Raw genomic sequence first — 26,828 nt, 5'->3', positions numbered from 1 at the left:
GAAATACGCGAAACGGGGTTGTTCTATCTTTAAATTTAATTACGCAACAAAGCCCATAGAAACAAACAGTAATCATCTGACCAGTCAATTCGAAGATCTTAAGGCTAAGACACAGCATATGTTCGAGTCCCACTTCGATATCGACAGAGACACAAACAACAACAACCAGCTTCCTGTAAAAGCCTTCGCATCCGAAGTCGTTAACTTTGTGATGGACAACATCAACAAAGAAATCAGAGAAATAGAGATCGCCGAGAAATGTCACTGTTCAACCACCTATTTTTCTAAGAAGTTTCATCTACACTTTGGAGTAAGCTTTAGAGACTTCGTGTGCGATAAACGCATTCTACTTGCCAAAAAGTTAATCGAGGCAGATACAGAATCAAAAATTGCTGTCATTGCCTATCAATGTGGATACAAGGATGTGTCATATTTCTCGAGAATTTTTAAGAAACGGACTGGAGTAACGCCTGCAAGTTACAGGCGAGCCTGCACAGATAACGGAAAACAAAGAACATAAACGCTAATTTTACTCCCTAAAAGAAAAAATCATGGTACATTTAACATGATTTTAACAAAAATAACTTAGCGAAAAACATGGAGTTAGACAATGATTCAGCCTAACGAGTTTAGCCAAGAACAAGCAACAGCTCTCCCTACACCCAATGACATGATTTTAAAATGGGCAGAAGAACGCCCAGATGAAGTCTACTTAAAGCAAATTATTAACCGCCAATTTGTTGAGTTTACTTATAAAGAAGTGGCCGACAAAGCACTAAAACTGGCGTCAGCATTAGAAGGACTCGGAGCCCAACCCGGTGATCGAGTCGCTCTCGTATCGAAAAACTGTGCAGAGTGGTTTATCTGCGATCTTGCCATGATGTTAGGAGATTTTGTCAGCGTCCCAATCTTTCCAACAGCGGGGGCCGATACCATACAGTACTGTATTGAACACAGTGAAAGTAAAATTGTGATTGCGGGTAAACTCGACGATCCTAAGGCCACTCAAAAAGTACTGGATGATAATCCAAACTTGGTGAGTATCTCACTTCCCTACGATAGCGCAGCGAAGTGCCAACATACTTTCGAACAACTCATCGATACCCATGAACCCTCAACCAAGCGTCCTCAGCATCACGATGATAAAGTAATGTCGCTTGTTTATACTTCGGGTACATCAGGGCTACCAAAAGGCGCGATGCTCACATACGGCGCCTTTACGTGGTCAGTTCAACGGTTGATCGATCATATTGGTATCCAACCCGGCGATCGCTTGTTCTCTTATCTACCGCTTGCCCATATTACAGAACGCGTTTACATCTTTGGCTCATCGGTAATGGGCGGTATAGTCACTGCTTTCCCGGAGTCTTTAGATACCTTTATTGATGATGTGAAAATGCATCGCCCTACTCTATTTATTTCAGTTCCTCGCTTATGGACTCTGTTCCAGCAACGAATCCAAGATAAGCTTCCGCAGAAGAAACTGAATTTCTTACTTAAGATTCCGTTTATCAACAACATCATTAAGAAGAAACTGGCTGATGGCCTAGGGTTAGATCAAGCCCGCGTTTTGGGATGTGGTTCAGCTCCGGTATCACCGGCTCTACTCGCATGGTATGAGAGTGTTGGCCTACACATTACCGAGGCTTGGGGAATGACTGAGTCTTTCGCCTACAGCACGATTAATCACCCGTTTAGAGCCGACAAAATTGGTACTGTGGGTAATGCTGGTCCGGGCATCGAACTCAAAATTGCAGAAGATGAAGAAATTTTGGTTCGAAGCAAAGGTATGTTCTCTGGTTATTACAAAAATGACATAGCCACCCAAGAGTCTTTTAACTCTGAGGGATGGCTTCATACTGGCGATATTGGTGATATCGACAGCGAGGGCTACCTAACGATCCGGGGACGTAAAAAAGACACCTTTAAAACTGCGAAAGGTAAGTTTGTGGCTCCAGTGCCAATCGAAAACAAACTGTTTGAATACAGCCGCGTAGAAATGATGTGTTTGATCGGCTTAGGCTTACCTGGTCCTATCCTACTCGTGGTACCGCATGACTTCCCTAGTTTTGATCGGGCTCGTTATGAAAGAACAAGTAAACGTGTCATTGAAAAAATGAACGAACAGTTAGCCTCGCATGAGAAGATCAAAGGGGTACTGATGATTAAGGAACCGTGGAGCATCGACAACGGTGTACTTACCCCTACTCTCAAGATAAAGCGACATATCCTTGAGCAGAAATACCATGAAATCGGTCATAACTGGCCGAAAGATAAATTGGTGGTTTGGGAAGAGTAATCAAAACCGAGAGGGAGCCATTACGGCTCCTTTTTCATAAGCTCAAGTTACAAGTATTTAGTGTAATCAGCCGCATCATTACGTTCATAGTCCAAACCGATATCCTTTCTCATCCGATCGCTCAAAGATTCCGAGCTAATAACTTGTCTTGATTTAGCCGCCTTACTATTCTTTTTTTTATCATTAACTTGAAAAATATAAGTAACTAATCTGCCAATCCAACAGGTCATTGCTTTCATTTTATCTCTCTTGTTTTTCCTATTAATTTGTCGTTATTATGGAAATAAGCAGTTCGATAAGCGAACAACCATTATTAACAAGGACTATAAGCTGAGGTTATGGATAATAGACTGCGTCACCTTTCAGGCCTCCGTTACTTTGAAGTTGCGGCACGCTTGCATAGCTACAGTAAGGCAGCTGAGGAACTGTTTGTTAGCCAAGCAGCCGTCAGCCAAAAGATTCGCCAACTAGAAGAACAGGTTGGATGTAAGCTTTTCATTCGTAAGGGGCGTGTTATGGCCTTAACACATGAAGGGCGCACACTTTTCAAACATGTTTCTGATGGGTTTCAAGAGGTATTGCTAGGTTTAAACAAGATCCAGTCTGAACCCATTCAAGGTCTGCTTGTTGTTAGAAGCCCTCCTTCATTTGCTTCACGTTGGTTACTACCACGGCTTTGGAAGTTCTCGGTAAAGCACCCAGAGATCCCGATCAAAGTGCTAACAGGCTGCGATACCCCAAATTTAAAACACGGTGAGATTGATGTGGCTATTCGACAAGGTGAAGACCTATGTGTGGAAGATGGTTTAACTCTTGAGGTACTAATCAACGAACCTATCTATCCTTTTTGCTCACCAGAATTAGCAAACTCTCTTAAACTCACCTCACCAGAACAGCTACTTAAATGTTGGTTAGTTCAATTCGAGGGGGGTTGCTTCCCTTGGGAAAGTTGGTTTAAACAAGCGAATGTTCCGATGCAAGACAGTTCTATTCAATGGATGGAAGTAGGTACTTTTGATATGGGATTAACGACAGTTATGGCTGGTCATGGAGTTTGCCTTGCAACAGACAGTTTAGCTGGTGACTTCATTGAACGCGGCTTGTTAGTAAAGCCATTTGATATAGGCATGACGCCTGGCGTTCAAGTAAATCTATGTTTTGACCCTAACTCGCCTAGAGAAGTGCGTATAACGGCATTTACCAATTGGTTACATGAAGAAGTAAATGAGATATTGGAGAACTAGCTCTTGTCTTTCAACTCCTGAAATAGGCAGTTCTTCAATAACTAAACACAAACTACCAGCTTAAATGGTCTGATAATTCATAAAGCGAAACTGGTATACTTAGCTCAAATAAATGGCGAGAACATCTCATGACACAAGACAATAATCCACTGCACGGTATCACTCTACAGAAGCTACTGACTGAATTGGTTGAACATTACGGTTGGGAAGAGTTGAGTTACATGGTGAACATCAACTGCTTTAAAAAAGACCCGAGCATTAAATCGAGCTTAAAATTTTTGCGTAAAACAGATTGGGCACGCACCAAAGTAGAGCAGATTTACATCGACTTAAAGCGTTAGTCTCTCCCTGCTTTATCAGTCCCGTGTTGAATAAATACGGGACAACCCCTGTGTCTACTTTTTAGGGGCTACATCAGCACCTCGCACCTCGCACCTCGCACCTCGCACCTCGCACCTCGCACCTCGCACCTCGCAGTATATTACAAACAATAAAAAGCCCCGCAAGCTTTCACTTGCGGGGCTTTTTTAGCTAATTTAGAAAAGGGCTAATTACTTACCAGCTTCTTTTTCTGCTTTAACTTTTGCAATCACTTCGTCAGCAACGTTAGTTGGACATGGTGCGTATTGCGCGAATTCCATAGAGAATTGGCCACGACCAGAAGTGATAGTACGTAGGTGACCGATGTAGCCGAACATCTCAGAAAGAGGTACGTCAGCTTTAATACGAACACCAGTAACGCCAGCTTGTTGATCTTTGATCATGCCACGACGACGGTTAAGGTCACCGATAACATCACCAACGTGATCGTCTGGAGTGAACACGTCAACGTTCATGATAGGCTCAAGAAGTTGCGCGCCAGCTTTAGGCATAGATTGACGGAATGCGCCTTTCGCTGCGATTTCAAATGCGATAGCAGATGAATCGACTGCGTGGAAACCACCATCGAAAAGTTCAACTTCAACGTCTAGCGTAGGGAAGCCAGCTAGTACGCCGTTATCCATCATGCCAGCAAAGCCTTTCTCAACTGCAGGCCAGAATTCTTTAGGAACGTTACCGCCCACAACTACTGAGTTGAACTTGAAGCCAGAACCTGCTTCACCTGGTTTGATACGGTAATCGATCTTACCGAATTGACCAGAACCACCAGACTGTTTCTTATGCGTGTAGCTATCTTCAATTGCTTGAGTGATAGTTTCACGGTAAGCAACTTGAGGAGCACCAACTGTTAGGTCAACGCCGTAAGTACGCTTAAGGATATCTACCTTGATGTCTAGGTGAAGCTCACCCATACCTTTAAGGATAGTTTCGCCAGTTTCTTCGTCAGTCTCAACTTGGAAAGATGGATCTTCAGCAACCATTTTACCGATCGCGATACCCATTTTCTCAGAACCGCCTTTATCTTTTGGAGATACAGCGATAGAGATTACTGGAGTTGGGAAAACCATTGGCTCAAGCGTTACTTGGTCTTTTGGATCACATAGAGTGTGACCAGTTTGAACGTTCTTCATACCAACGATCGCAATGATGTCACCAGCTTGTGCGCTAGTTAGTTCGTTACGGTCATCAGCTTGCATCTCAACCATACGGCCAACACGCTCAGTTTTACCTGTGAATGAGTTAAGGATCGTGTCACCTTTGTTCAATTTACCAGAGTAAATACGAACGAAAGTTAGAGCACCGAAACGGTCATCCATGATTTTGAACGCAAGCGCTTTGAAAGTTTCTTCAGTAGAAACGATAGCGTGGTTGCCTGTTTCTTCGCCGTTCTCATCCATTAGAGGTTGAGGATCAACTTCAGTTGGAGAAGGTAGGTAATCTACTACAGCATCAAGGATAACTTGCATGCCTTTGTTCTTGAACGCAGAACCACAGAACGTAGGGAAGAATGCGATATCACGAGTACCTTTACGGATACAACGTTTGATGTCTTCGATAGAAGGCTCTTCACCTTCCATGTAAGCTTCCATTAGGTCATCGTCTTGCTCTACAGCAGTTTCGATTAGCTCTTCACGGTATTGCTCAACGTCATCAACCATGTCCGCAGGAACATCTGTGATTTCGTAGTTTTCAGGAAGACCAGTGTCATCCCAAACGTATGCTTTACGGCTTAGAAGGTCTACAACACCCACGAATTCATCTTCGCGGCCGATTGGTAGAACCATAACTAGAGGAGTTGCACCTAGAACGTTTTTAACTTGGTCAACAACGTTGTAGAAATCTGCACCCATACGGTCTAGTTTGTTAACGAAGATCAGACGAGATACTTCTGATTCGTTAGCGTAGCGCCAGTTAGTTTCTGATTGTGGTTCAACACCACCAGAACCACAGAATACACCGATACCGCCATCAAGCACTTTAAGAGAACGGTATACTTCAACTGTGAAGTCAACGTGTCCAGGAGTATCGATAACGTTTAGACGGTGACCGTTCCAGAAACAGCTTACAGCTGCTGATTGGATAGTAATTCCGCGCTCAGCTTCCTGTTCCATGAAGTCAGTAGTTGATTCGCCATCATGTACTTCACCAGTCTTGTGGATCTGACCAGTTAGCTTAAGGATACGCTCAGTGGTAGTTGTTTTACCCGCATCAACGTGCGCGAAAATACCAATGTTTCTGTATTTCGATAAATCTGCCATTGTCTTACTCTGTTAATAGGATATAAAATGCGCGCAGAGTATATCACAATCTGTGAGGACTGATAGCTTTGCATGCATTTGGGACTAAAAAACTTTGCCTTTTTCTAACATATAGAAAAAGGCAATCTGAAGAAACAATCTAAATGATTGTTAAGTTTAGTGCTAACTTAAAGCGAAAATAGCGTTTAAGTTAGACTGAATTTCTGCTGTATAGAGTAGCTGAAGTGAGCTCAATTACAACTCATCAAAAGCATTAATTGCTTCCGATAATTTTTTCACACCGTGGATCTGCATTCCTGGAATGCCACCTTTAGGCATGTTAGCCGCTGGTACAATGGCTCTCTTGAAGCCGTGTTTAAACGCCTCATTTAAGCGCTCTTGACCGCTCGGTACAGGTCGAATCTCACCAGCAAGGCCTACTTCGCCAAAAACCACCACATCTTTTGGCAATGCGCGGTCTCTGAAACTCGAAAGTAAAGCCATTACCAATGCAAGATCAGCACTGGTTTCGGTTACTTTAACACCACCAACGACATTCACAAACACATCTTGGTCAGCCATTTGTAAGCCGCCGTGTTTATGCAGCACGGCTAGTAACAATGACAGTCGATTTTGCTCGAGACCAACAGCGACACGACGCGGGTTAGCCAGCTGCGAATAATCCACCAGCGCTTGGATTTCAACAAGGAGTGGACGCGTTCCTTCCCAAACTACCATCACTGAACTGCCTGAGGTTTCTTCTTCACCACGAGACAGAAAAATAGCCGATGGATTGCTAACTTCTTTTAGCCCTTGCCCTGTCATAGCAAACACACCTAGCTCATTCACTGCACCAAAACGGTTCTTGTGGCTACGCAAGGTTCTAAAACGACTGTCCGTTCCGCCATCTAACAGCACCGAGCAGTCAATAATGTGTTCAAGTACTTTTGGTCCCGCTAAGGTACCGTCTTTAGTTACGTGTCCCACTAGGAATACGGCAACGTTGTTCTGTTTCGCATAGCGCGTTAATGCGGTTGCCGATTCGCGCACCTGAGCAACACTGCCTGGAGACGATTGAACATCAGCGACATGCATAACTTGGATTGAATCGATAACCATGATCTTAGGCTGCTCTCTTTCTGCAACCTGACAGATTTTATCAACATTGGTTTCAGAGAGCATTTTGAGATGCTCTTTTGGTAACCCTAATCGAGATGCTCGCATCGCAACTTGTTGAAGAGATTCTTCGCCAGTGACATAAAGTGTCGGTAACTGGGAAGAAAGCTGACACATAGTCTGCAATAACAGCGTTGATTTACCGGCACCAGGGTTACCACCAATAAGAATCGCAGCGCCAGGTACAACACCACCACCAAGTACACGATCAAGCTCTTTGAAGCCACTACTAAAGCGCGGGACCTCTTGCAAGTCGATTTCCGATAGCGTTTGAACCGAAGATTCAGTTGCACCACCAGCGTAACCACTTAGTCGTTCATTGCGCGCGACCTGAGGTGAAGCGGCTAACCTAACTTCTGTAATCGTGTTCCAAGCACCACATGCATTGCACTGCCCTTGCCAACGTGGAAAGTCAGCACCACAGTCATTACACACATAAGCTCGCTTTGCCTTAGCCATAAAACCTCAATAATTTGCTTGGTAACGGGTAAATGTTGCTATTTTGTGACCCCGTTGACCGTACAGGTGAAAATAAAAGTTGCAGTAGGGCCACGAATACCTAAAGATCAAATACAACTCGTCGATAACAATAACGCACCATCCATTCTAACAAGAAAAGTATGCAGCAATCTGAAATTCTATCTGTAGCAGAACGACTTATTCCGGCCTACCATGCCGAAGATTTCGAATTCCTTCTTTCTCAAATGACAGAAGGCGAATCACCGTCTCTAAAACTGCTCGTTAAAATGGAACTGAATCGTATCATGGCTCCGTGCACAAAGAGCATTGATTTACGCGGGCGTATTGATAATGAATGTCATCAATTCACGCTAGACGAGCGTAAACATTGGCTTGATGACATAGCTTTGAACGCGTATCAACGTGGTACTAAAAAATTTAAAGGTTATACCGAGGGCGTGTGGGAGTTAGTGATGACACCTCGCATTCAACCTCTTCGTAATATTGTTAAAACATCCTCTCAAGATGACCACGATATCACTAACGCTGATAGCCCCTATGAAGCAGAAGCCATTAACCTCGGTTACGATTTAAAACGCAAAGAAAACAGGCTCAAGATTAGCTCACAGGTTGAAATCACCACACCTAAAGGACAAAGCCTACATGGTGTGACAGTTGATATTTCTCCGTCGGGTGCAAAGTTCAAGGTACCAAGGGCGTTTAAATACAACCTAGGGGAAATCATCAGTGTTAAATTCACTGAGCTTGTTGAGAAGTCACTAGAAGCCGATGTTAATGAGGCGGTTGAATTTCGTATTCTGGGTATTGATGAATCCTACGAGAACAATGCAGTCAAATTTTTAAGATGCATGAGAATCAGCGATACAACGAGTGTGGCTCGTTTACTCGATGAATCTCTAAATAGTGTCAGCAAGAAAACCAGCCATGAGAATCAAGATAGGCTCATTCGAACGCGAACTCGCGGTATTGAACACACCTATCTAAAGTACACCTGTAATCTCCCTCTATTCTTCAGTGGTAGTGAGTTGAAGCTCGCCCTACTCACGGATAACAATCATCCCCAATGGCAATATTGGCATGATGAGCGTAACCAACAGGCTCTGGGCACTTTGTTCAACGAACAACGTATGAACTTACTCGCTAAGCCTGGCGTGAAGGGAACCAGTAACGTTATCTACTCTTTTACCCATGAACATAAAAATAAGACCTTGTTCTACTCGATGATGCTGCCTGAAGCTTCTCGTGAAGAGAGGCAACTGTTCTGGAACATCGGCGGTAAACGTAAAAGTTGGAAGGCGTTCAAATTCTCGGTTTTCGAATTATCCGACGCTGAGCGACAAGCCTTAGCTGAGCATTCAGATACGCTTGCTCAAAGCTCTGCGCAACTGACTCATTGCGGTATCTTGCAAGAGATCGGTGATCACGAAAGTGCTGCCGATTACCTATTAAGTGAAAAACCACGCATTCCAAGCAGTGACCTTAATCGCTTTCGCCATCCTCGAACGGTGGTGGGGAACATTCAAAGTATCTACTTTGATTCCCAAAGTCGTCGTAAAGAACCGAGATATAGCTTTAAATCGCCAATTCAACTCACATCACAAGATAGCCCAACAATAAATGGACACACTGTAGACATATCAAAACGTGGCCTAAGCATTACCCTTGAACACCCAATGGTACTCAAGATTGATGATCCGGTTGTGGTGAATTTTAATGAACTGCAACTCTATGATAAAAACTTGCCATTAAGCACAGTGCCTTACCATGTAATTCGTGTAAGCCCGAACGGTTGCAATGTTCAATTGGTTATCACCGAGAATGCAAAAACAATGCGTACCATCGCCTTCCTCAATGGGCTTATCGATCAGAACCAAAGTAAGCTAAATAAGAAGCAAGAAATACTGCCCACCGATTCACTGCTTAAATCACTGCACACTGTTTTGCTTAACAAAATGGTCAGTAATCCAATTTTCATTGATAAGCCGGGCTCAACGTTGCGTTGTAAGCTCATTGGTGTGAACTTCCCGCTGAACAAGCATCTAGCGTTACTCGCTAAACTTGGGCACAACCAAAAGTTTTCACTGGAACCGATTTTCAAAGGTCACTCTAATTCACTATTAGCTGAGCCACTGAAAAGAATTGAAGGTGCAGAGCCAAAACATCATGACGTATACATTGCTGCGATAAAGTTTGGTAACAAGATTCAATCTGTACATACGAAGTTGGTGAAAGACTTTGCATCTACGAAAGAACGTATCTCGTTCATTAAGAAGGCACAAGATCTGGGTGATGTGTATGTACTGCGAGTCACTACCGCCCCTATCTTTAATCCATTAACAAGTTTGTTCCAATCAGACTTAGCCGAGCTTTCGCGCATCAGTATGCACCAAGCGAAGAAGTTAGAGAGTGAGGTCACCGCTTTTATTGGTTATGGTGAGATAGAAGACATTACCGATGAAGTATTGATTCGATTAGAACTCTCGCACTAAATAACCAGATCAACTTACCGGTTTGTCGACTTATCGGATTTAAAAATAGAAAAAGCAGGCTCATCACCTGCTTTTTTGTATCCGTTATACCGCCCTAAATATGACTAGGGCTTCGCTTGCCAGCTAATTTTTTGCTGCTTAGCTAATACACCTGACAAGATACAAAGCACCCCACCTAAGCCAGCATAACGCACAGCAGTTTGAGCTTGTTGTTCAACTTTCGGTTTTGCATGGTAAGCAATCCCTAAACCGGCAGAACCCATCATAACCAAGTCATTGGCACCATCACCCACGGCAACGGTGTTATGCAGTTCCAGTTCATACTCTTCAGCAAGTTCTACCAAGATATCCGCTTTGGTCTGTGCGGAAACAACATCGCCTAATACTTCACCCGTCAATTTACCATTGACGATCTCTAGCGTGTTTGACTGAGCGTGGTCAAGATCAAGCGTATCTTTCAGGTAGTCTGAGAAATAAGTAAAACCACCCGATGCAATCGCCGTCTTCCAGCCAAGTTTATTCAGAGTATTCACTAGCTCAACCAAGTCTGGCATGAATGGTAATGACTGGCGCACTTGCTCCAGTATCGACTCATCCGCACCTTTCAGTGCCCCAACGCGTTGGCGTAGGCTCTGTTCAAAGTCGAGCTCGCCTTGCATCGCACGCTCTGTGATTTCAGAAACTAACTCTCCGACTCCTGCGAGCTTTGCTATCTCATCGATGCATTCAATTTGAATTGCTGTGGAGTCCATATCCATCACGATCAAACCTGGCTTAGATAAGTCTGGGACCTCGCTAAGGCAAGCATAATCAAGCTTCAGTGCTTGTAAAATTTCTTCGTGTGCAGGGGTTAAGTTCCCTGACATCAGTGCCACTTCATAATGTCCCACCTTCCACGTATCGAGGATGGTGTTGTAGGTACCAGTGAAAAAGTCGATGTCATCGAATGATTGTGGAGATAGGTACTCACCGAACACAATCCAATTGGCTTTAGATTTAGCGAGTTGAGAAGCGAAACGTGTCTCGGGGAGTCGGGTTAATAATGTCGTATGCCTTTTAATCGGCAGATATTTCTGAGCGTCCATGTGTATGATTCCTAATTAACTATGCTAAACGTTAACCTATTGCAATTTGAAAACGCAAGTCTCAATATGTCTTAATCATAACATTTGTTTATTTCAGGCTTCGTGAAACATGAATGAATCATTGTTCTCAATACGTAACGCTTTACGAGTACTAGCCCTAATTCTGTTGGCTGCTATGTTCGTGGTAACCATTAAAAACACAGTAGTGATCAGTAAAGGTAATGAGAAGATCCAAGCAAAACAGTTGGAAACGCTGACCAAACTACTGATCTCACAGGCATCACTTTCAGCCAGTAAGATGATCACTCAGCAAGACCAAGAGCGCCTACTAGAGCTCACTAACCAACTCTCTCAGGATCGATTGGTATTTGATACCACCATCTACGATGCAGAAGGGATTCGACTGGCTTCGAGTGAAAAAGCGCTCTCGGTACGCGAGGTTCTTGGCTTAGACACACCTCTTTCAACGGCAAGTATCGGCAGGCAGCAACTCGTTGAACCTATTTACTCTCCAGAGAGTACGATCATTGGCTTTATCCGCGTGACTTTTGAGACAGGAAAAATGACAGCTATTTCTGACCATCACTACCGTAAGAGCGATCGCTACATGATCGGTATGGTCTTAATGGGGTTTGTCAGTGGCGTGTTGTTCATCATGCTTATTCGTAAAAGAAAGGCTAAGTCTGGGGAAAACTGGCTGCTCAAAAATGTCAGCTCTTAACGGCTTAGTTTAACAAATTCAATAAAAAGCCCCGAAGCTCAGGCAGCAACGGGGCTTTTGTTATCTATTAAACTTTGCGGTATCTATTAAGCTTTTTGAAATCTATTAGCTGATTAGTCTTGATCACCAAGCAGCACAGAGTCGAGTGCGATAACCATCATGTCGTTGAAAGTCGTTTGACGTTCATCTGATGTGGTTTGCTCACCAGTTTTGATGTGATCAGAAACAGTACAGATAGTCAGAGCTTTTGCGCCGTATTCAGCACATACACCATAGATACCCGCCGCTTCCATCTCTACGCCGACAATGCCGTACTTGTCCATGACTTCGAACATTTCAGGATCTGGCGTGTAGAACAACTCAGCCGAGAATAGGTTGCCAACCTTTACGTCTACACCACGCGCTTTGGCTGCATCTTCTGCCGCACGCACCATTTTGTAATCCGCAATAGCCGCGAAGTCATGACCTTTAAAGCGAATACGATTCACTTTTGAGTCGGTACACGCACCCATGCCGATAACCACATCGCGTACTTTGATATCTTCGCTCACTGCACCACAACTGCCGACACGAATGATCTTTTTCACACCAAAGTCTTTGATCAGCTCTGTCGCGTAAATAGAACAAGATGGAATGCCCATACCATGCCCCATTACCGAAACCTTACGGCCTTTGTAAGTCCCCGTGTAACCAAACATGTTACGAACATCGCACACTTGAACCACTTCTTCTAGGAAGGTTTCAGCGATGTATTTTGCACGTAGCGGATCGCCGGGCATTAGAACTACGTCAGCGAAATCACCCATTTCAGCATTAATATGTGGAGTAGCCATTGAAAATATCCTTAATCTCAAAACAAAAAAGAAGAGAGAGGTTTCCCTCTCTCTTCGTTAACTATTATAGAAAGCTTGTACCGTGTCCCATTGGCGATGTGCCAAAGTAAGACGCTAAGCTTTGACCGATATCAGCGAAGGTATCGCGACGGCCTAAAGAGCCAGCAGGAACCTTGTTTCCGTAAACAATCACAGGGATATGTTCACGAGTATGGTCAGTACCTGGCCATGTCGGATCACAACCGTGGTCAGCAGTTAGAATAAGTACATCATCTTCTTTCATCATATCGATGATTTCATTGATACGGCCATCGAAGTACTCAAGTGCCGCTGCGTAACCTGCAACATCACGGCGGTGACCGTAAGCTGAGTCGAAATCAACGAAGTTAGTGAACACGATAGTGTTGTCGCCCGCTTCAGTGATCGCTTCTTTAGTTGCTTCAAATAGCGCAGGAATACCTGTTGCTTTCGTTTTCTGAGTAATACCACAACCTGCGTAGATATCAGAGATCTTACCGATTGAGTGAACGTTACCGCCCTTCTCATCAACCAACTTCTGAAGAACTGTCGCCGCTGGCGGCTCAACAGAAAGGTCACGACGGTTACCAGTACGTTCGAACTGACCTTTACCTGGGCCAATGAACGGACGCGCAATAACACGGCCGATGTTGTAGTCTTCTAGCTCTTCACGAGCAATCTGACAAAGGTCTAATAAGTTCTGTAGACCGAATGTCTCTTCATGACATGCGATTTGGAAAACAGAGTCTGCTGAAGTGTAGAAGATTGGTAAGCCACTCTTCATGTGTTCTTCACCCAGGTTATCTAAGATTTCTGTACCCGATGAGTGACAGTTACCTAAGAAGTCAGATAAACCTGCACGCTCAAGGATGCGGTCAGTCAGTTCTTTTGGAAAGCTGTTTTCTTTGTCGGTGAAGTAGCCCCAGTCAAACAATACCGGTACACCTGCGATTTCCCAGTGACCTGATGGCGTGTCTTTACCAGAAGACAGCTCAGCAGCGTGACCGTACGCGCCAATGATCTCAGCGTCTGTGTCCATACCAGGAGCAAAGCGACCTGTAGACTCTTTGTGAGCCATAGCTAAACCTAGCTTAGACAGGTTTGGCAGCGTTAGTGGACCTTTACGATCCGCATTGTCTGCAAGACCTTGCTCACAATGGTCAGCAATGTGACCCATAGTGTCTGAACCTACATCACCGAATGTGTCCGCATCTGCTGTTTCGCCGATACCGAATGAATCTAAAACTAAAATAAATGCTCTTTTCATTTTCTTCACCAACTTATTGCTCTTTGCACCAGAACTCTGTTTATCGTCATACACAAGGTATGCCGATACCTGTTATTTACACGTCTTCAGAACGAATCTGACGGTAAACGTCTGGCGTTGCTGTATATTCTCCGCCCACAGTGATTGCATTTTGTAATGCTTTTGCAGCTTCTTGCCACTGTTGTTCATTGCGAGCATGAATCATTGCTAATGGTTTATCGTCGCTTGCTACTTCGCCAAGGCGAATGAAGCTATCAAAACCGACTGCGTAATCAATGCTGTCTGTTGCTACGCGGCGACCACCGCCCATACCAACGACAGCCATACCAATTGCACGCGTATCCATCGCTGATACTACACCGCTTTCTAGCGCGTACACTGGTTTAACAATTTCTGCTTTTTCTAGGTAGTTATCGTAGTTCGTTACGAAATCAGTTGGACCACCAAGGCCCGCTACCATTTTACCGAAGCACTCTGCTGCTTTACCGTTATCCAGTACTGCCATCAGTTTTTCACGCGCTTCGTCTGAATCTTTTGCAAGGTTACCCAGAACCAGCATTTCAGCACACGATGCCATCGTAATTTCTAGCAAACGAGGGTTACGATATTCGCCGGTTAGAAATTGAACCGCTTCACGTACTTCTACTGCGTTACCCGCTGAAGAAGCCAGAACTTGGTTCATGTCCGTTAGGATTGCCGTTGTTTTAGTACCCGCGCCGTTTGCTACTGCAACGATAGATTTCGCTAGTTCTTCAGAGGCTTCATACGTTGGCATGAATGCGCCTGAACCTACTTTTACGTCCATCACTAGAGAATCAAGGCCAGCAGCCAGTTTCTTAGAGAGGATTGAAGCTGTGATCAACGAGATGTTGTCGACTGTTGCCGTGATATCTCGAGTCGCGTAAACACGCTTATCAGCTGGTGCTAAATCGCCAGTTTGGCCGATGATCGCTACGCCAGCTTCTTTGGTTACAGCACCAAACACATCGTTGGTTGGTGTAATATTGTAACCAGGGATAGATTCAAGTTTGTCTAGCGTACCGCCAGTGTGGCCTAAACCACGACCAGAGATCATTGGAACGAAACCACCACATGCTGCCACCATAGGGCCAAGCATCAGAGAAGTTACGTCACCAACACCACCAGTAGAGTGCTTATCAACGATTGGGCCATCAAAGTTCATGTGGCTCCAGTCAATCACCATGCCCGAATCACGCATTGCACACGTCAGTGCGATACGTTCTGGCATCGTCATTTCATTAAAAAAGATAGCCATTGCGAATGCTGCAATTTGGCCTTCAGAAACCGTATTTTTAGCCACGCCTTGAATGAAGAAGTTAATTTCTTCAGTCGTTAGGACCTCACCATCACGTTTTCTGCGAATAATTTCTTGAGGTAGATACATTAGTGCCTCCCAAACTCTAGTGAGTATGGTTTGTAGGGAAAGAGGTAATATGGAGTGACTTAACGCCACTCCATCAAACAGACTTTATTGTTATACCCGATAGGGAAATTAGTATGCTGCTGGATCAGCAGTTTGGTCTGTCACTTCTAATGTATTAAGAAGGTTAGTCAGTAGGCTTGAAGCGCCAAAACGGTAGTGCATGTTGTCTGCCCACTCAGCGCCTAGTAGCTCATCAGCCATCGCTAGGTAAGCTTGAGCATCTTCAGCTGTACGTACGCCACCAGCTGGTTTGAAACCCACTGTTTTAGCTACGCCCATGTCACGAATAACTTCAAGCATCATGCGTGCGAACTCAGGAGTCGCGTTTACTGGCACTTTACCGGTTGAAGTTTTAATGAAGTCTGCACCTGCTTCGATACAGATTTGAGAAGCTTTCTTGATCAGTGCTTCTTCTTTAAGTTCACCTGTTTCGATGATCACTTTAAGCGTGATGTCACCACAAGCTGCTTTACACTGTTTAACTAGCTCAAAACCCACTTCTTCGTTGCCAGCAATAAGAGCACGGTATGGGAATACTACGTCAACTTCGTCTGCGCCGTACGCTACCGCTGCTTTTGTTTCAGCAACAGCAATTTCGATGTCGTCATTACCATGAGGGAAGTTAGTTACAGTCGCGATGCGTACTTCTGGAGTACCTTGCTCACGCAACGCCTTTTTAGCTGCTGGGATGAAGCGAGGGTAAATACAGATTGCAGCGGTGTTGCCAACTGCAGTCTTCGCGTCATGACAAAGTGCCACTACTTTTTCAGTAGTATCGTCGTCATTTAGCGTAGTTAGGTCCATAAGTTTAAGTGCACGTAGAGCTGCTGCTTTTAAATCGCTCATTTCTATCTCCGATCAATATATTCAAATAGTTAACTACTTCACCATCCATCCAGTATAGATGGATATTTTAGTAATGCTCAGTAGTCACAAATGAACGGACTTGGTTCCCTGAAGACTTGATAACTTTCGCTACCAATTGCAATCCTTGTCACCGCACAGTACCAGTTTGGTCTATGGCACAACAAATCAGTCATGTTGTGTCTAACATCTATAGTGTATTGCTAATATAGCGTATTGCTAAGTTTGGCTTAATCCCAGAAGAATAACGTTCGAGCTAATCTCAATGTTACTTTCTTGCCAGCAGAGACATCCTATCCCTTTAGCTAATACATTATAGGTATCCATCAATAAATTGTAGTGCTCCTTAGAACGCAAACGGTTTGTATCTCAAAAAAACATTCTAGACCCATTTTCGACTCCAAGCATTCACTCATGCTAATGCTCAAAATCACTAGGCCCAAAAACAAAAAAGCCCCGCAGCAATTTCTTGCTACGGGGCGATATTATTATGGCGTCTATATATCGATTTCTAACTGATTAGAAAGATAAGAAGAAGCCAGCAATTGTTGCTGCCATCAGGTTAGATAGAGTACCAGCTACAACCGCTTTAACACCCATACGTGCGATGTCGTGACGACGGTTTGGAGCAATACCACCTAGACCACCTAGAAGAATCGCAATTGAAGAAAGGTTTGCGAAACCACATAGAGCGAACGAGATAATTGCTTGAGTCTTAACAGACATTACTTGACCAGTCGCTTCAACGATTTGAGCGTTTTCACCGATGTATGGTACGAAGTTTAGGTATGCAACGAATTCGTTAACAACTGTCTTCTGACCAATGAAAGAACCAGCAATAGTTGCTTCTTCCCATGGAACACCAATGATGAATGCTAACGGTGCGAAGATCCAACCTAGAAGAAGTTCTAGAGTTAGGTTTTCCATACCGAACCAACCACCGATGCCACCTAGGATACCGTTGATAAGAGCGATTAGACCGATGAATGCTAGTAGCATTGCACCAACGTTAAGTGCTAGTTGTAGACCAACTGACGCACCGCCAGCCGCTGCATCGATAACGTTAGCAGGCTTGTCGTCGCCACCGTCGATGTCTGAACCTAGGTTCTCGTCAACTTCATCAGTTTCAGGCTTGATGATTTTAGCGAATAGTAGACCACCAGGTGCTGCCATGAATGACGCTGCTACTAGGTACTCTAGAGGTACACCCATAGATGCGTAACCCGCTAGTACACCACCAGCAACAGACGCTAAACCACCACACATTACTGCGAATAGTTCAGAGTTAGTCATTTTAGGAACAAATGGACGAACAACTAGAGGCGCTTCCGTTTGACCAACGAAGATGTTTGCAGCTGCAGACATAGACTCGGCGCGAGAAGTACCTAGAGCTTTCTGAAGACCACCACCAAGAACCTTGATTACAACTTGCATCGCACCAATGTAGTAAAGTACAGAGATAAGAGCAGAGAAGAAGATTAGTGTTGGTAGAACTTGGAATGCAAAGATGAATCCGATACCGTCAACTGAGAAGTTAACAAGGCTACCAAATAGGAAGCCAGTACCATCTTTACCGTAGTCGATCACGTTTGCTACACCAGCAGAGAAACCTGCAAGTAGATCACGACCCCAAGGGATGTAAAGTACGAATGCACCAAGTGCGAATTGGATAGCGAAAGCGCCACCCACTGTTCTTAGATTAATTGCTTTGCGGTTGTCGGATAGTAGTACTGCGATTGCAATCAGTGCAACCATTCCGACGAGGCTCATAAACAGGCTCATAGTTTATGACTTCCTTATTAGTTATTTATTGGCGTGTTACAAAATGGGGCTATAAAGCGGAGGCAATTATACTCATGCGACCACTAATAAAGTAATGCCGTCCTCACACTTTCGTAGAAGATTCATGTACCATTCACACGCAAATGTGAGCCGAATCACAAGCCAAGTGCAATTTACGCAAACGATAAACAAAAACCTTCGATTTTATTCACATATACCGAATGCGCGATGGCTATTTTGCCAAATTTGCGCTGCAACCGATTGCTTCGGTTCTTTTCTAAGCAAAAACAGTTCATTTAAGATCGTAACTAAATACTTGGAATGATTAACATTTCCTTGTTTTCCATGCATGGGCATATCCGGGGCATCCGTTTCTAACACCACGCAGTCAAGAGGCAGTTTTGAGATAGTGGTGCGTGTTTTTTGTGCTCTTGGGTAAGTAATCGTTCCACCGACACCAATATAGAAACCAAGCTGAATCCACGCCAAAGCCTGCTGTTCGCTCCCTGAAAATCCATGAATCACACCACCCAAAGTAAATTTATACTGCTTTATTAGCTCAATAAGTCGGTTAAAAGACTTCCTTTCATGGATGATTAAGGGCAGTTCAAATGCCTTCGCGAGTTCCATTTGTTGGATGAAAAAACGCTCTTGTTTATCCCGTGCAACATCGACAAAAAAGTCGAGGCCACACTCTCCTATCGCAATACATTGACTGGTTTTTGATGAGAGTAATTGGCGAAGCTCTGAGAATTGCTTGTCATTGGCTTGCTCTAAAAAATAAGGATGGAAACCTAAAGCGTAGTAAACATTAGGGTAAGATTGAGCGATCTCACCAAGCTTCCTCCAGTTACTTTGGCCAATAGAAGGGATGATTAACTTCTCGACTTGCGCCTGTTTCGCTTCTTTAACGTAACCTTCAATACCTTTATCAAGTGAAAAACCTTGCTCAAAGATGTCAAAGTCCGCATGGCAATGGGTGTCAAACAGCGGAAATTCACTTAATTCTGGTGTCATCTTCCCTACTCTCTGTTTGTTGTCCTTGAGGATCACGGCGATAAGCCACGCAGCTGCGCTTATTTTCAGGCGTTAAGCCAAGCTCTTCGCACCACTTATCGTATTTCTTAATCCAAGCTTTTATCCAACTGAACATACTTACCTTAAGCCTCTAACCTCAAATGACACGAATAAAAAAACGCCTATTGCAGAACAATAGACGTTTTTGTTTAACTCGAATAGAGCGCAGAGTGATTAGTGCTCGCGCGTCGCTCGGAATTGAACTTCTGGGAAACGCTCAGAAGCTAGGTTCAAATTCACCATAGTCGGTGCAATGTAAGACAGGTTATCACCACCATCTAACGCTAGGTTAGCTTGGTTCTTACGTTTGAACTCTTCCAGTTTCTTAGCGTCGTCACATTCAACCCAGCGAGCTGTTGCAACGTTAACACCTTCGTAGATAGCTTCTACGTTGTATTCCGCTTTCAAACGCGCTACAACCACGTCGAACTGAAGTACACCAACTGCACCAACGATCAGATCGTTATTTTGCAAAGGACGGAATACTTGAACCGCGCCCTCTTCAGAAAGCTGAACCAAGCCTTTTAGAAGTTGCTTCTGCTTCAATGGATCGCGCAGACGAATACGACGGAATAGCTCAGGCGCAAAGTTAGGAATACCTGCGAACTTCAAGCTTTCGCCTTGAGTAAAGGTATCGCCAATCTGAATTGTGCCGTGGTTATGCAGACCAATGATGTCCCCCGCGTATGTTTTTTCAGCACGAGCACGGTCCCCCGCCATGAAGGTTACTGCATCTGAGATACTCACGTTCTTACCAGTACGAACATGGTTCATCTTCATACCTTGGTCGTAAGTACCCGATACGATACGCATGAATGCGATACGGTCACGGTGTTTTGGATCCATGTTTGCTTGGATCTTAAATACGAAACCAGAGAACTTCTCTTCAGTCGCTTCAACATCACGCTCATTTGCTTGACGTGTTTGAGGCGCAGGAGCCCATCGAGTTAGGCCGTCAAGCATATGGTCAACACCGAAGTTACCCAATGCAGTACCGAAGTAAACCGGAGTCAATTCGCCAGCAAGGAACAGTTCGTGATCAAACTCAGGACATGCGCCGATAACCAATTCAAGTTCTTCACGAACGCTGCTCGCCAGATCTTCGCCAACAGCTTCGTCTAGTTCAGGGTTATCTAGACCTTTGATGATGCGAACTTCTTGGATCTCATGGCCGTGGCCAGATTCATACAAGATCGTTTCATCACGGTGAATGTGGTAAACGCCTTTAAACTCTTTACCACAACCGATAGGCCAAGAGATTGGAGCACAAGCCATACCTAGCTCGCTTTCCACTTCATCTAGCACTTCCATTGGGTCACGAACATCACGGTCAAGTTTGTTCATAAACGTTACGATTGGTGTATCACGTAAACGCGTTACTTCCATCAGTTTACGAGTACGATCCTCGACACCTTTTGCAGCATCGATAACCATCAAACAAGAGTCAACCGCGGTTAATGTACGGTACGTATCTTCCGAGAAATCTTCGTGTCCAGGAGTATCGAGTAGGTTGACTAGACAATCGTTGTATGGGAATTGCATTACAGACGTAGTTACCGAGATACCACGTTCTTTTTCCATCTCCATCCAGTCAGATTTAGCGTGCTGGTTAGAGCCACGGCCTTTTACGGTACCCGCTTTTTGAATCGCGTTTCCGAATAAAAGAACTTTTTCAGTAATCGTGGTTTTACCCGCATCCGGGTGAGAGATAATCGCAAACGTTCTACGTTTGCTCACTTCTTGTTGGAAAGACATAGTCGCCCTTTGCTGATCTAAAGCGTAAAAAGGGCAAGTAGATAATACTTGCCCTTGAATTCTGTGTGCGGATTATACAGAAAGCGTGTCACTTTCTAAAGGGTCAGTTTACACCCTATTTTGTGGCTCATTCCGGAGCTAGCGGTCTAGTTCGCGAAAAGACGTAACATGACTAGCTAAAAGACATAAAAAGATAGCTCATAATGATGGCGTCTTCGTTGCCTTGCTTGGTTGGATAATAGTTACGACGGCGGTCGACTTCATTAAAGCCAGCCTTCTCGTAAAGATTAAAAGCATTCACATTACTTTCGCGAACTTCCAGCCAAGCACTTTCCGCGTCAGCTTGTTCACACATATCGAGAAAGTGCTCAACCAAAGCCTTACCGTAACCTTTGCCTTGCTGCTTAGGGTCAACCGCTATCGTCAGCAAAGTAACCTCACCGACAATGTTCTGAGCATAGAAATAGCCGACCACTTGCCCATCGACTTCTAAAACACGGTGGCTGCCTCCACGACTATTAAGATCACGGATCATATTTTCAGACCAAGGATGAGAATGCGCGGTCTGCTCAATTTGCCAAATTGCGTCTAGGTGTTGTTCTGAAGTGGGTAAAAGTTGATTAGTCATAAGCACAAATTTGTTGCCATAAGTCGCGGCGATGTTGGTTATTACCGTTAATGTCAGACAGTAATGGAGATTGAAGTGTTTTTGCCTTCAGTTCATGGGCAGATTCGCAACCAGCAAACCATACCCATTCAACCGAACTTAAATCCACAGCAGACAAGTGTTGCGGTTGAAGGTGTAAAGCTTGAGATAAGTCGAGCTTGATACTTTTGAGTACTCGCTCAAACATCACGGCGAGATCATCCTGAGGTTTTTCTGGTGAAACCAACAGTAACTTGCAATCATTCGATAACAGAGTCAATTCAGATTCATAACCAGCCAAACGCTCTGGGTGACTTAACTCCCATTGGCTAATGCCCATCTCTTGTAGATATTGCGCGTGTGTTTGTGACATATCTAGCGGTCGTAACCTTTGGTTTGTTGGTATTAATATTCTTCGAGTGAACTTAAACGGTGCTCATTGGGGCTGATACTAACAAAAAATAAAGGAGCATCAAGCTCCTTTATTTAGACTAAATCAGTTTGTATCTTATTGAGTGGTAAATCAGCTTATAAGTCGTTGAACTCTGGGCTGTAAGCAATTTCACCAGAATGCCCAGCAAACGCCCCTTCTACCAACTCAATCGCTTGAAAAGCGCCTTCAGGCACATCCCAAACACAACTCAGGCCAAATTCGCTCGCCGCCTTGAAACCAAAACGACCGTAGTAAGCAGGATCACCGAGTACAACACAGGCTGGGTAACCAAAATCTACCAAAGTAGAAAATGCGTCTTCAACCAGTGATTTGGCAATGCCTTGATTGCGGAACTCTTCTTTCACGGCGAGAGGTGCGAGCCCCTGCCAGTTATGATCGTCACCATCAAGAGTAAGAGGGCTAAACATCAGGTGACCAACCACCTCCCCTTCATCAGAACAAGCCACCAGCGATAGCGTTAAATGGCTATTCTCACGCAAGCTCATAACCAAATTAGCTTCTGCATCCGTTTCAAAAACAGATTTCAATAAACGATCGATGACAAGTATATCTGCCGGTGCTTCAGTTCGAATAAGCATTCATTACCTCACTTTGTGTATCTGGGGATTGTACTCCCTTCTGCACAAAATCAGCTAATTGATTTAACAAAGTTTTCATAGGAGTCGGCAATAAGTCTAAATCGACGCTATCCATCAAATTTTTCACTTCCAAGCCTAGCTCGGTATCGCCCTCAATAGACAGTCGACGTTGGAAGAAAAGCGTATCTGGGTCTTCTTTTCGCCCAGCAATCAACACGAGATCATTTAGATTGCCACTAAAACTCACATCTTCATTGACCTCTTTATCAGCGACAACTAGTTGCTCATTTTTGTAGCTAATACACCAACTTAACCCCATATCTTTTATTGAAACTTTAAGCCACTTGTCTTCTAAGAACTCAAAATCACCATCCTCTAAAGCCTCCTTGAATACATTTTTCAATGCTTCTAATAAGGCTTTTTTTTGTACTGATTTTGGTAATAACTGGACTGGAGATCGCAAAATTGATGCGGCATTTTGAACTAGTTGAGTGCGTATCTTGTTTATCACGTGACTTATCCGTAACTTTGTCAATAATATAGAAAGCATCATAGATGATGTTGAGATCTCAGTTACTGTTATGTATCAAATTAATTCAGTTTGATGCTCGACCTTTAATATATTGATAATCACAGTTATAGTAACTCTGGTCATGAAAATCACAGCGAATCGCTGCACTCACAAGTAAACATCGATAGCTGAACAAAAAGCAATCAATGTTTATCGATAGTGAATATTCAAGCTCTTGGAGAATTGGTAGTACTTTGATGCCTCCCCAGCAACTACAACATTGGTTTACACAGCTTACTGCAAACAGCCCGTTCTTTTTTGCGGTACTTGATGCTCAACATAACTATTTTATGGTGAATGAGCGTTACTGTGATATTGCTGGTTTAAGTAAAACAGAGCTTGTAGGCATGAATGACCGCCAAACCTTGGGCGAGCAATTCTACCAACACCTTAAGCCTTACTATGAGCGTGCATTCAATGGCGAAACAATTGAGGCGGAAATCACCCTAAACGAAACGGCTTTAGACACTAGCCTTCACTTCAGCCTATCTCCGCTTACCAATGGTAAAAAGACTGAATACATCATCTTTCACGCCTTCGATACATCTGAAAACCAAGTACTTGTCCGTTCTTTAGAAGAGTCTGAAGCGAAATTCCACAAGCTATCTCACCTGCTCCCAGACGGATTGCTATTAGTTGAAAACGACTACATTCTGTCTTCGAACCCTGCAGCTGCGCGCTTACTTGGTTTTAACTCCACCACAGAATTGATTGGCGAAGAGTTAGGCCGATTATTTATCGATGAACAAACCAAAACAGTCTTTAATAATGACCTCAGCTCCATTATTTCTGAGTCTGGCTTGGTTTGTTTAACGGGTGCTCGATGTGGCTTTGAACGTAAAGTTCAGTTAAATATCGACTCGACGGTCATTCTTGGAAGCAGTACCCAACTCGTACTTATTCAAGACGCTCAAGAAACAACAAAACAATACACACCCGCTAACAGTGAAGATGCCTACATCGATACACTGACTAAGCTCTACAACCGACTTGGGTTTACCAAAAGCCTTGAGCAGTTCATTCACAACAAGACCCCTGTTGTGATGCTCTACTTAGACATCGATAACTTCAAAAATATCAATGACTCACTTGGCCACCACATCGGTGATAAAGTGATTAAAGAGGTCGCATCTCGCTTAAAACGACAACTGCCTCGTCAAGCTATTATTGGCCATTTAGGCGGTGATGAATTTGGTATTATTCTGCCTGAACCTGAACACCCACGAACACCTGAAATACTCTCTGAAAAGATCATATCTCTGATCAACCAACCCTTCGATCTCCACCATTTTAGCAAGCGTTTAGCCTGCTCGATTGGTAGTGTGAGCTTTCCTCACGATGGCAGTGACGCACGTATCTTGCTACAGAATGCTGACACCGCAATGTATGAAGCTAAGGATCGTGGACGCAACCGCCTGATCAAGTTCAACGAACAGATGAACAAAGAAGCGCGAATGCGACTGTGGCTTGAGATAGAACTGCAAAAAGCACTGCAACAGAACGGGCTTGAGGTTTGGTACCAACCAAAAGTAAATGCGCGTGACTTCACCATTAACGGAGCAGAAGCTCTGGTACGTTGGAAACACCCCGTAGAAGGTTATATTAGCCCTGCCGCATTTATTCCTGTAGCGGAACGAGCTGGCCTTATTGAACAACTTGGTCGTGTGGTAATGCGCGAAGTATTTGCCACGGTGAAACGTTGGAAGATGCAAGGTATTTTACCTGGTCGCGTCGCGATCAACCTTTCACCAGAGCAGTTTGGTAATCCAAAATTGATTGATTTCATGGAGAAGTTGCTGCGTTCTACTGAGCTAGATCCAAGTGCGATTACCTTTGAGCTTACAGAAAGTGCCGTAATGAGTGATAGTGAGCACACGCTTCAAATGCTGAACGCGATTAAGAGACTTGGCTTTGCGTTATCCATCGATGACTTTGGTACGGGTTACTCTTCTCTATCTTACCTTGCTCGCTTTCCGATTGATGAGCTTAAAATTGACCGGGCTTTTATCTCAGATATCGATACCTTACCAAAGCAAATTACCGTAATTGAAAACATCATCAACCTTGGGAAATCTCTCGATTTAACCGTGGTTGCAGAGGGTGTCGAAACCAGTGAACAAGCAACCCTGCTGTCTAACCTCAACTGTGGTTCAATTCAAGGTTTCCACTTCTATCGCCCTCAACCAAAACAAGAGGTTGAAGAACTGTTCGCCCAAAACCGTCGTCACAAGAATTAATTAAACACGCCCTCCAACACCAAGCTAAAGCGTAAATTCGCCATTCGTCAGTACCTCAAATGGGGTAAAAGCAGATTTATCCATCTAAACCTGCCTTACATCAATTCCGTCATTCATAATTCTTCATAAAATACTCGCTTCAATTTTATTCTATTGGTAGTGAGCAAATGGAACTCTTATGCCCAGCGGGTAACTTACCTGCTTTGAAAACCGCTATTGATTGCGGTGCGGATGCTGTCTATATCGGATTCAAAGACGATACGAATGCCCGACACTTCGCAGGCCTTAACTTTGCGGGTAAAAAGCTCGATCGTGCTGTGCAGTATGTGCATGACCGCAACAAGAAAATTCACGTTGCCTTAAATACTTTTGCTCACCCAAACGGCTTCGAACGCTGGACTAACGCTGTAGATAACGCCGCCGCACTAGGCGTTGATGCGCTGATCATCGCTGACATTGCGGTGCTCGAGTACGCTGCAAATAAATATCCAGAACTAGAGCTGCACTTATCAGTACAAGCATCTGCGACCAATGCAGCCGCTATCGACTTCTATCATAAAAATTTCAACGTTAAGCGTGTGGTATTGCCGCGCGTATTGTCGATCCATCAGGTCAAACAGCTTTCTCGTAACATCACTTCTGACGTTGACCTCGAAGTATTCGCTTTTGGTAGCTTATGTATCATGGCAGAAGGCCGTTGCTACCTCTCTTCATACATGACGGGTGAATCGCCAAATACGGTTGGGGCATGTTCTCCAGCAAAATACGTTCGCTGGCAAGAAACGGATGGCGGACTTGAATCTCGCTTGAACGAAATCCTTATCGACAAGTATGAAGCAGGTGAGAACGCAGGTTACCCAACGCTATGTAAAGGCCGATTTGAAGCAGAAGTAGATGGTGAGCGAAAGCGTTATCACGCACTTGAAGAGCCAACTAGCCTTAACACACTATCTATGTTGCCTGAGCTTTTCGCCGCGAATGTTGCTTCTGTGAAGATTGAAGGTCGCCAACGTAGCCCTGCTTATGTCGAGCAAGTCACTCGCACTTGGCGCGCAGCCATCGATCGCTACTTAGCGAACCCTGAACAATACCAAGTGGAACAAGCTTGGAATGCGACACTGGCGAATGTATCTGAAGGTACACAAACCACGCTTGGCGCTTACCACCGTAAATGGCAATAGAGCCAAATG

Annotated in this window: 24 protein-coding genes; 8 read left to right on the top strand and 16 right to left on the bottom strand. The window is 44.2% G+C overall.

Features of this window, described 5'->3' with window-relative positions:
- On the top strand, nt 1-520 hold a 520-nt coding region (locus tag AB6D07_RS04060), incomplete at its 5' end, for a helix-turn-helix domain-containing protein (RefSeq protein ID WP_372140703.1).
- A gap of 90 nt (nt 521-610) precedes the next feature.
- A complete protein-coding gene (locus AB6D07_RS04055; protein ID WP_017103876.1) occupies nt 611-2,299 on the top strand; it encodes an AMP-binding protein in 1,689 nt (562 codons plus the stop codon).
- A 47-nt stretch (nt 2,300-2,346) separates the two neighbouring features.
- Here AB6D07_RS04055 and AB6D07_RS04050 read toward each other — a convergent pair whose 3' ends face one another.
- Entirely contained in the window at nt 2,347-2,538 is a 192-nt protein-coding gene (locus AB6D07_RS04050) for a hypothetical protein (protein WP_017096672.1), read from the bottom strand.
- Between the two features lie 99 nt (nt 2,539-2,637).
- On the opposite strand from AB6D07_RS04050, the gene AB6D07_RS04045 reads away from it, so the two are divergent.
- Together AB6D07_RS04045 and AB6D07_RS04040 are read left to right on the top strand one after the other, a co-directional pair.
- Nucleotides 2,638-3,543: a LysR substrate-binding domain-containing protein gene (locus AB6D07_RS04045; protein ID WP_017096671.1), complete on the top strand. Its 906-nt coding sequence runs from the start codon at nt 2,638-2,640 to the stop codon at nt 3,541-3,543.
- 128 nt (nt 3,544-3,671) lie between these two features.
- Nucleotides 3,672-3,884, top strand: a complete 213-nt coding sequence (locus AB6D07_RS04040; protein ID WP_012604684.1) for a VF530 family DNA-binding protein — start codon at nt 3,672-3,674, stop codon at nt 3,882-3,884.
- 210 nt (nt 3,885-4,094) lie between these two features.
- On the opposite strand, the gene fusA is transcribed toward AB6D07_RS04040, so the two are convergent.
- Nucleotides 4,095-6,182 (bottom strand): elongation factor G, encoded by a 2,088-nt coding sequence (gene fusA / locus AB6D07_RS04035; protein WP_009847514.1) that lies wholly within the window; start codon nt 6,180-6,182, stop codon nt 4,095-4,097.
- 234 nt (nt 6,183-6,416) lie between these two features.
- On the bottom strand, nt 6,417-7,796 hold the full coding sequence (gene radA, locus AB6D07_RS04030) for a DNA repair protein RadA (protein ID WP_009847515.1): 1,380 nt from the start codon (nt 7,794-7,796) through the stop codon (nt 6,417-6,419).
- Between the two features lie 161 nt (nt 7,797-7,957).
- Between radA and AB6D07_RS04025 the strand changes: the two genes are divergently transcribed.
- Complete coding sequence (locus AB6D07_RS04025) at nt 7,958-10,306, top strand: PilZ domain-containing protein (protein ID WP_017103875.1); 2,349 nt, start codon at nt 7,958-7,960, stop codon at nt 10,304-10,306.
- A gap of 104 nt (nt 10,307-10,410) precedes the next feature.
- Here the strand turns inward: AB6D07_RS04025 and serB are convergent, their stop codons facing one another.
- Nucleotides 10,411-11,391 carry a phosphoserine phosphatase gene (gene serB, locus AB6D07_RS04020; RefSeq protein WP_017103874.1) on the bottom strand — a complete coding sequence of 327 codons (981 nt, stop codon included), beginning with the start codon at nt 11,389-11,391 and terminating at the stop codon, nt 10,411-10,413.
- 109 nt (nt 11,392-11,500) lie between these two features.
- On the opposite strand from serB, the gene AB6D07_RS04015 reads away from it, so the two are divergent.
- Nucleotides 11,501-12,112: a YtjB family periplasmic protein gene (locus AB6D07_RS04015; RefSeq protein ID WP_009847518.1), complete on the top strand. Its 612-nt coding sequence runs from the start codon at nt 11,501-11,503 to the stop codon at nt 12,110-12,112.
- Nucleotides 12,113-12,225: 113 nt separating this feature from the next.
- Here AB6D07_RS04015 and deoD read toward each other — a convergent pair whose 3' ends face one another.
- From deoD to AB6D07_RS03955, 12 genes are all read right to left on the bottom strand, one after another.
- Nucleotides 12,226-12,945 (bottom strand): purine-nucleoside phosphorylase, encoded by a 720-nt coding sequence (gene deoD, locus AB6D07_RS04010; RefSeq protein ID WP_009847519.1) that lies wholly within the window; start codon nt 12,943-12,945, stop codon nt 12,226-12,228.
- A gap of 64 nt (nt 12,946-13,009) precedes the next feature.
- Nucleotides 13,010-14,230, bottom strand: a complete 1,221-nt coding sequence (locus AB6D07_RS04005; RefSeq protein WP_029223091.1) for a phosphopentomutase — start codon at nt 14,228-14,230, stop codon at nt 13,010-13,012.
- Between the two features lie 76 nt (nt 14,231-14,306).
- Nucleotides 14,307-15,635, bottom strand: a complete 1,329-nt coding sequence (deoA, locus tag AB6D07_RS04000; RefSeq protein WP_009847521.1) for a thymidine phosphorylase — start codon at nt 15,633-15,635, stop codon at nt 14,307-14,309.
- Between the two features lie 108 nt (nt 15,636-15,743).
- Nucleotides 15,744-16,520, bottom strand: a complete 777-nt coding sequence (gene deoC, locus AB6D07_RS03995; protein ID WP_004734477.1) for a deoxyribose-phosphate aldolase — start codon at nt 16,518-16,520, stop codon at nt 15,744-15,746.
- A 537-nt stretch (nt 16,521-17,057) separates the two neighbouring features.
- Nucleotides 17,058-18,320 carry a NupC/NupG family nucleoside CNT transporter gene (locus AB6D07_RS03990; RefSeq protein WP_009847523.1) on the bottom strand — a complete coding sequence of 421 codons (1,263 nt, stop codon included), beginning with the start codon at nt 18,318-18,320 and terminating at the stop codon, nt 17,058-17,060.
- A 204-nt stretch (nt 18,321-18,524) separates the two neighbouring features.
- A complete protein-coding gene (locus AB6D07_RS03985; RefSeq protein ID WP_050546672.1) occupies nt 18,525-19,337 on the bottom strand; it encodes a TatD family hydrolase in 813 nt (270 codons plus the stop codon).
- Nucleotides 19,318-19,473, bottom strand: a complete 156-nt coding sequence (locus tag AB6D07_RS03980; protein ID WP_009847525.1) for a DUF5363 family protein — start codon at nt 19,471-19,473, stop codon at nt 19,318-19,320. The genes AB6D07_RS03985 and AB6D07_RS03980 overlap by 20 nt, the downstream gene beginning before the upstream one ends.
- Before the next feature lie 98 nt (nt 19,474-19,571).
- Entirely contained in the window at nt 19,572-21,152 is a 1,581-nt protein-coding gene (prfC, locus tag AB6D07_RS03975) for a peptide chain release factor 3 (RefSeq protein WP_372140702.1), read from the bottom strand.
- A 172-nt stretch (nt 21,153-21,324) separates the two neighbouring features.
- A complete protein-coding gene (gene rimI / locus AB6D07_RS03970) occupies nt 21,325-21,780 on the bottom strand; it encodes a ribosomal protein S18-alanine N-acetyltransferase (RefSeq protein WP_009847528.1) in 456 nt (151 codons plus the stop codon).
- A complete protein-coding gene (locus tag AB6D07_RS03965) occupies nt 21,773-22,171 on the bottom strand; it encodes a DNA polymerase III subunit psi (protein ID WP_009847529.1) in 399 nt (132 codons plus the stop codon). Before AB6D07_RS03965 ends, rimI begins: the two co-directional genes overlap by 8 nt.
- Nucleotides 22,172-22,326: 155 nt before the next feature.
- Nucleotides 22,327-22,830, bottom strand: a complete 504-nt coding sequence (locus AB6D07_RS03960) for a GNAT family N-acetyltransferase (protein WP_009847530.1) — start codon at nt 22,828-22,830, stop codon at nt 22,327-22,329.
- Nucleotides 22,814-23,341 (bottom strand): SCP2 domain-containing protein, encoded by a 528-nt coding sequence (locus AB6D07_RS03955; protein WP_009847531.1) that lies wholly within the window; start codon nt 23,339-23,341, stop codon nt 22,814-22,816. Before AB6D07_RS03955 ends, AB6D07_RS03960 begins: the two co-directional genes overlap by 17 nt.
- A gap of 257 nt (nt 23,342-23,598) precedes the next feature.
- On the opposite strand from AB6D07_RS03955, the gene AB6D07_RS03950 reads away from it, so the two are divergent.
- Nucleotides 23,599-25,638, top strand: coding sequence for a bifunctional diguanylate cyclase/phosphodiesterase (locus AB6D07_RS03950; RefSeq protein ID WP_009847532.1), 2,040 nt, complete (start codon nt 23,599-23,601; stop codon nt 25,636-25,638).
- Between the two features lie 167 nt (nt 25,639-25,805).
- Nucleotides 25,806-26,819, top strand: a complete 1,014-nt coding sequence (locus AB6D07_RS03945) for a peptidase U32 family protein (RefSeq protein WP_009847533.1) — start codon at nt 25,806-25,808, stop codon at nt 26,817-26,819.
- The last annotated feature ends 9 nt before the right edge of the window (nt 26,820-26,828 follow it).

The organism is Vibrio sp. 10N.239.312.C11 (assembly GCF_041466065.1).
Taxonomy (GTDB): domain Bacteria; phylum Pseudomonadota; class Gammaproteobacteria; order Enterobacterales; family Vibrionaceae; genus Vibrio; species Vibrio tasmaniensis_A.
The sequence above is the reverse complement of the archived record's forward strand: the minus strand, read 5'-3'. Positions and strand labels throughout refer to the sequence as shown.

Coding starts and splice junctions, on each gene's coding strand:
- AB6D07_RS04055 (WP_017103876.1), top strand. CDS start 611: ATGATTCAGCCTAACGAGTTTAGCCAAGAACAAGCAACAGCTCTCCCT.
- AB6D07_RS04050 (WP_017096672.1), bottom strand. CDS start 2,538: ATGAAAGCAATGACCTGTTGGATTGGCAGATTAGTTACTTATATTTTT.
- AB6D07_RS04045 (WP_017096671.1), top strand. CDS start 2,638: ATGGATAATAGACTGCGTCACCTTTCAGGCCTCCGTTACTTTGAAGTT.
- AB6D07_RS04040 (WP_012604684.1), top strand. CDS start 3,672: ATGACACAAGACAATAATCCACTGCACGGTATCACTCTACAGAAGCTA.
- fusA (WP_009847514.1), bottom strand. CDS start 6,182: ATGGCAGATTTATCGAAATACAGAAACATTGGTATTTTCGCGCACGTT.
- radA (WP_009847515.1), bottom strand. CDS start 7,796: ATGGCTAAGGCAAAGCGAGCTTATGTGTGTAATGACTGTGGTGCTGAC.
- AB6D07_RS04025 (WP_017103875.1), top strand. CDS start 7,958: ATGCAGCAATCTGAAATTCTATCTGTAGCAGAACGACTTATTCCGGCC.
- serB (WP_017103874.1), bottom strand. CDS start 11,391: ATGGACGCTCAGAAATATCTGCCGATTAAAAGGCATACGACATTATTA.
- AB6D07_RS04015 (WP_009847518.1), top strand. CDS start 11,501: ATGAATGAATCATTGTTCTCAATACGTAACGCTTTACGAGTACTAGCC.
- deoD (WP_009847519.1), bottom strand. CDS start 12,945: ATGGCTACTCCACATATTAATGCTGAAATGGGTGATTTCGCTGACGTA.
- AB6D07_RS04005 (WP_029223091.1), bottom strand. CDS start 14,230: ATGAAAAGAGCATTTATTTTAGTTTTAGATTCATTCGGTATCGGCGAA.
- deoA (WP_009847521.1), bottom strand. CDS start 15,635: ATGTATCTACCTCAAGAAATTATTCGCAGAAAACGTGATGGTGAGGTC.
- deoC (WP_004734477.1), bottom strand. CDS start 16,520: ATGAGCGATTTAAAAGCAGCAGCTCTACGTGCACTTAAACTTATGGAC.
- AB6D07_RS03990 (WP_009847523.1), bottom strand. CDS start 18,320: ATGAGCCTGTTTATGAGCCTCGTCGGAATGGTTGCACTGATTGCAATC.
- AB6D07_RS03985 (WP_050546672.1), bottom strand. CDS start 19,337: ATGACACCAGAATTAAGTGAATTTCCGCTGTTTGACACCCATTGCCAT.
- AB6D07_RS03980 (WP_009847525.1), bottom strand. CDS start 19,473: ATGTTCAGTTGGATAAAAGCTTGGATTAAGAAATACGATAAGTGGTGC.
- prfC (WP_372140702.1), bottom strand. CDS start 21,152: ATGTCTTTCCAACAAGAAGTGAGCAAACGTAGAACGTTTGCGATTATC.
- rimI (WP_009847528.1), bottom strand. CDS start 21,780: ATGACTAATCAACTTTTACCCACTTCAGAACAACACCTAGACGCAATT.
- AB6D07_RS03965 (WP_009847529.1), bottom strand. CDS start 22,171: ATGTCACAAACACACGCGCAATATCTACAAGAGATGGGCATTAGCCAA.
- AB6D07_RS03960 (WP_009847530.1), bottom strand. CDS start 22,830: ATGCTTATTCGAACTGAAGCACCGGCAGATATACTTGTCATCGATCGT.
- AB6D07_RS03950 (WP_009847532.1), top strand. CDS start 23,599: ATGCCTCCCCAGCAACTACAACATTGGTTTACACAGCTTACTGCAAAC.
- AB6D07_RS03945 (WP_009847533.1), top strand. CDS start 25,806: ATGGAACTCTTATGCCCAGCGGGTAACTTACCTGCTTTGAAAACCGCT.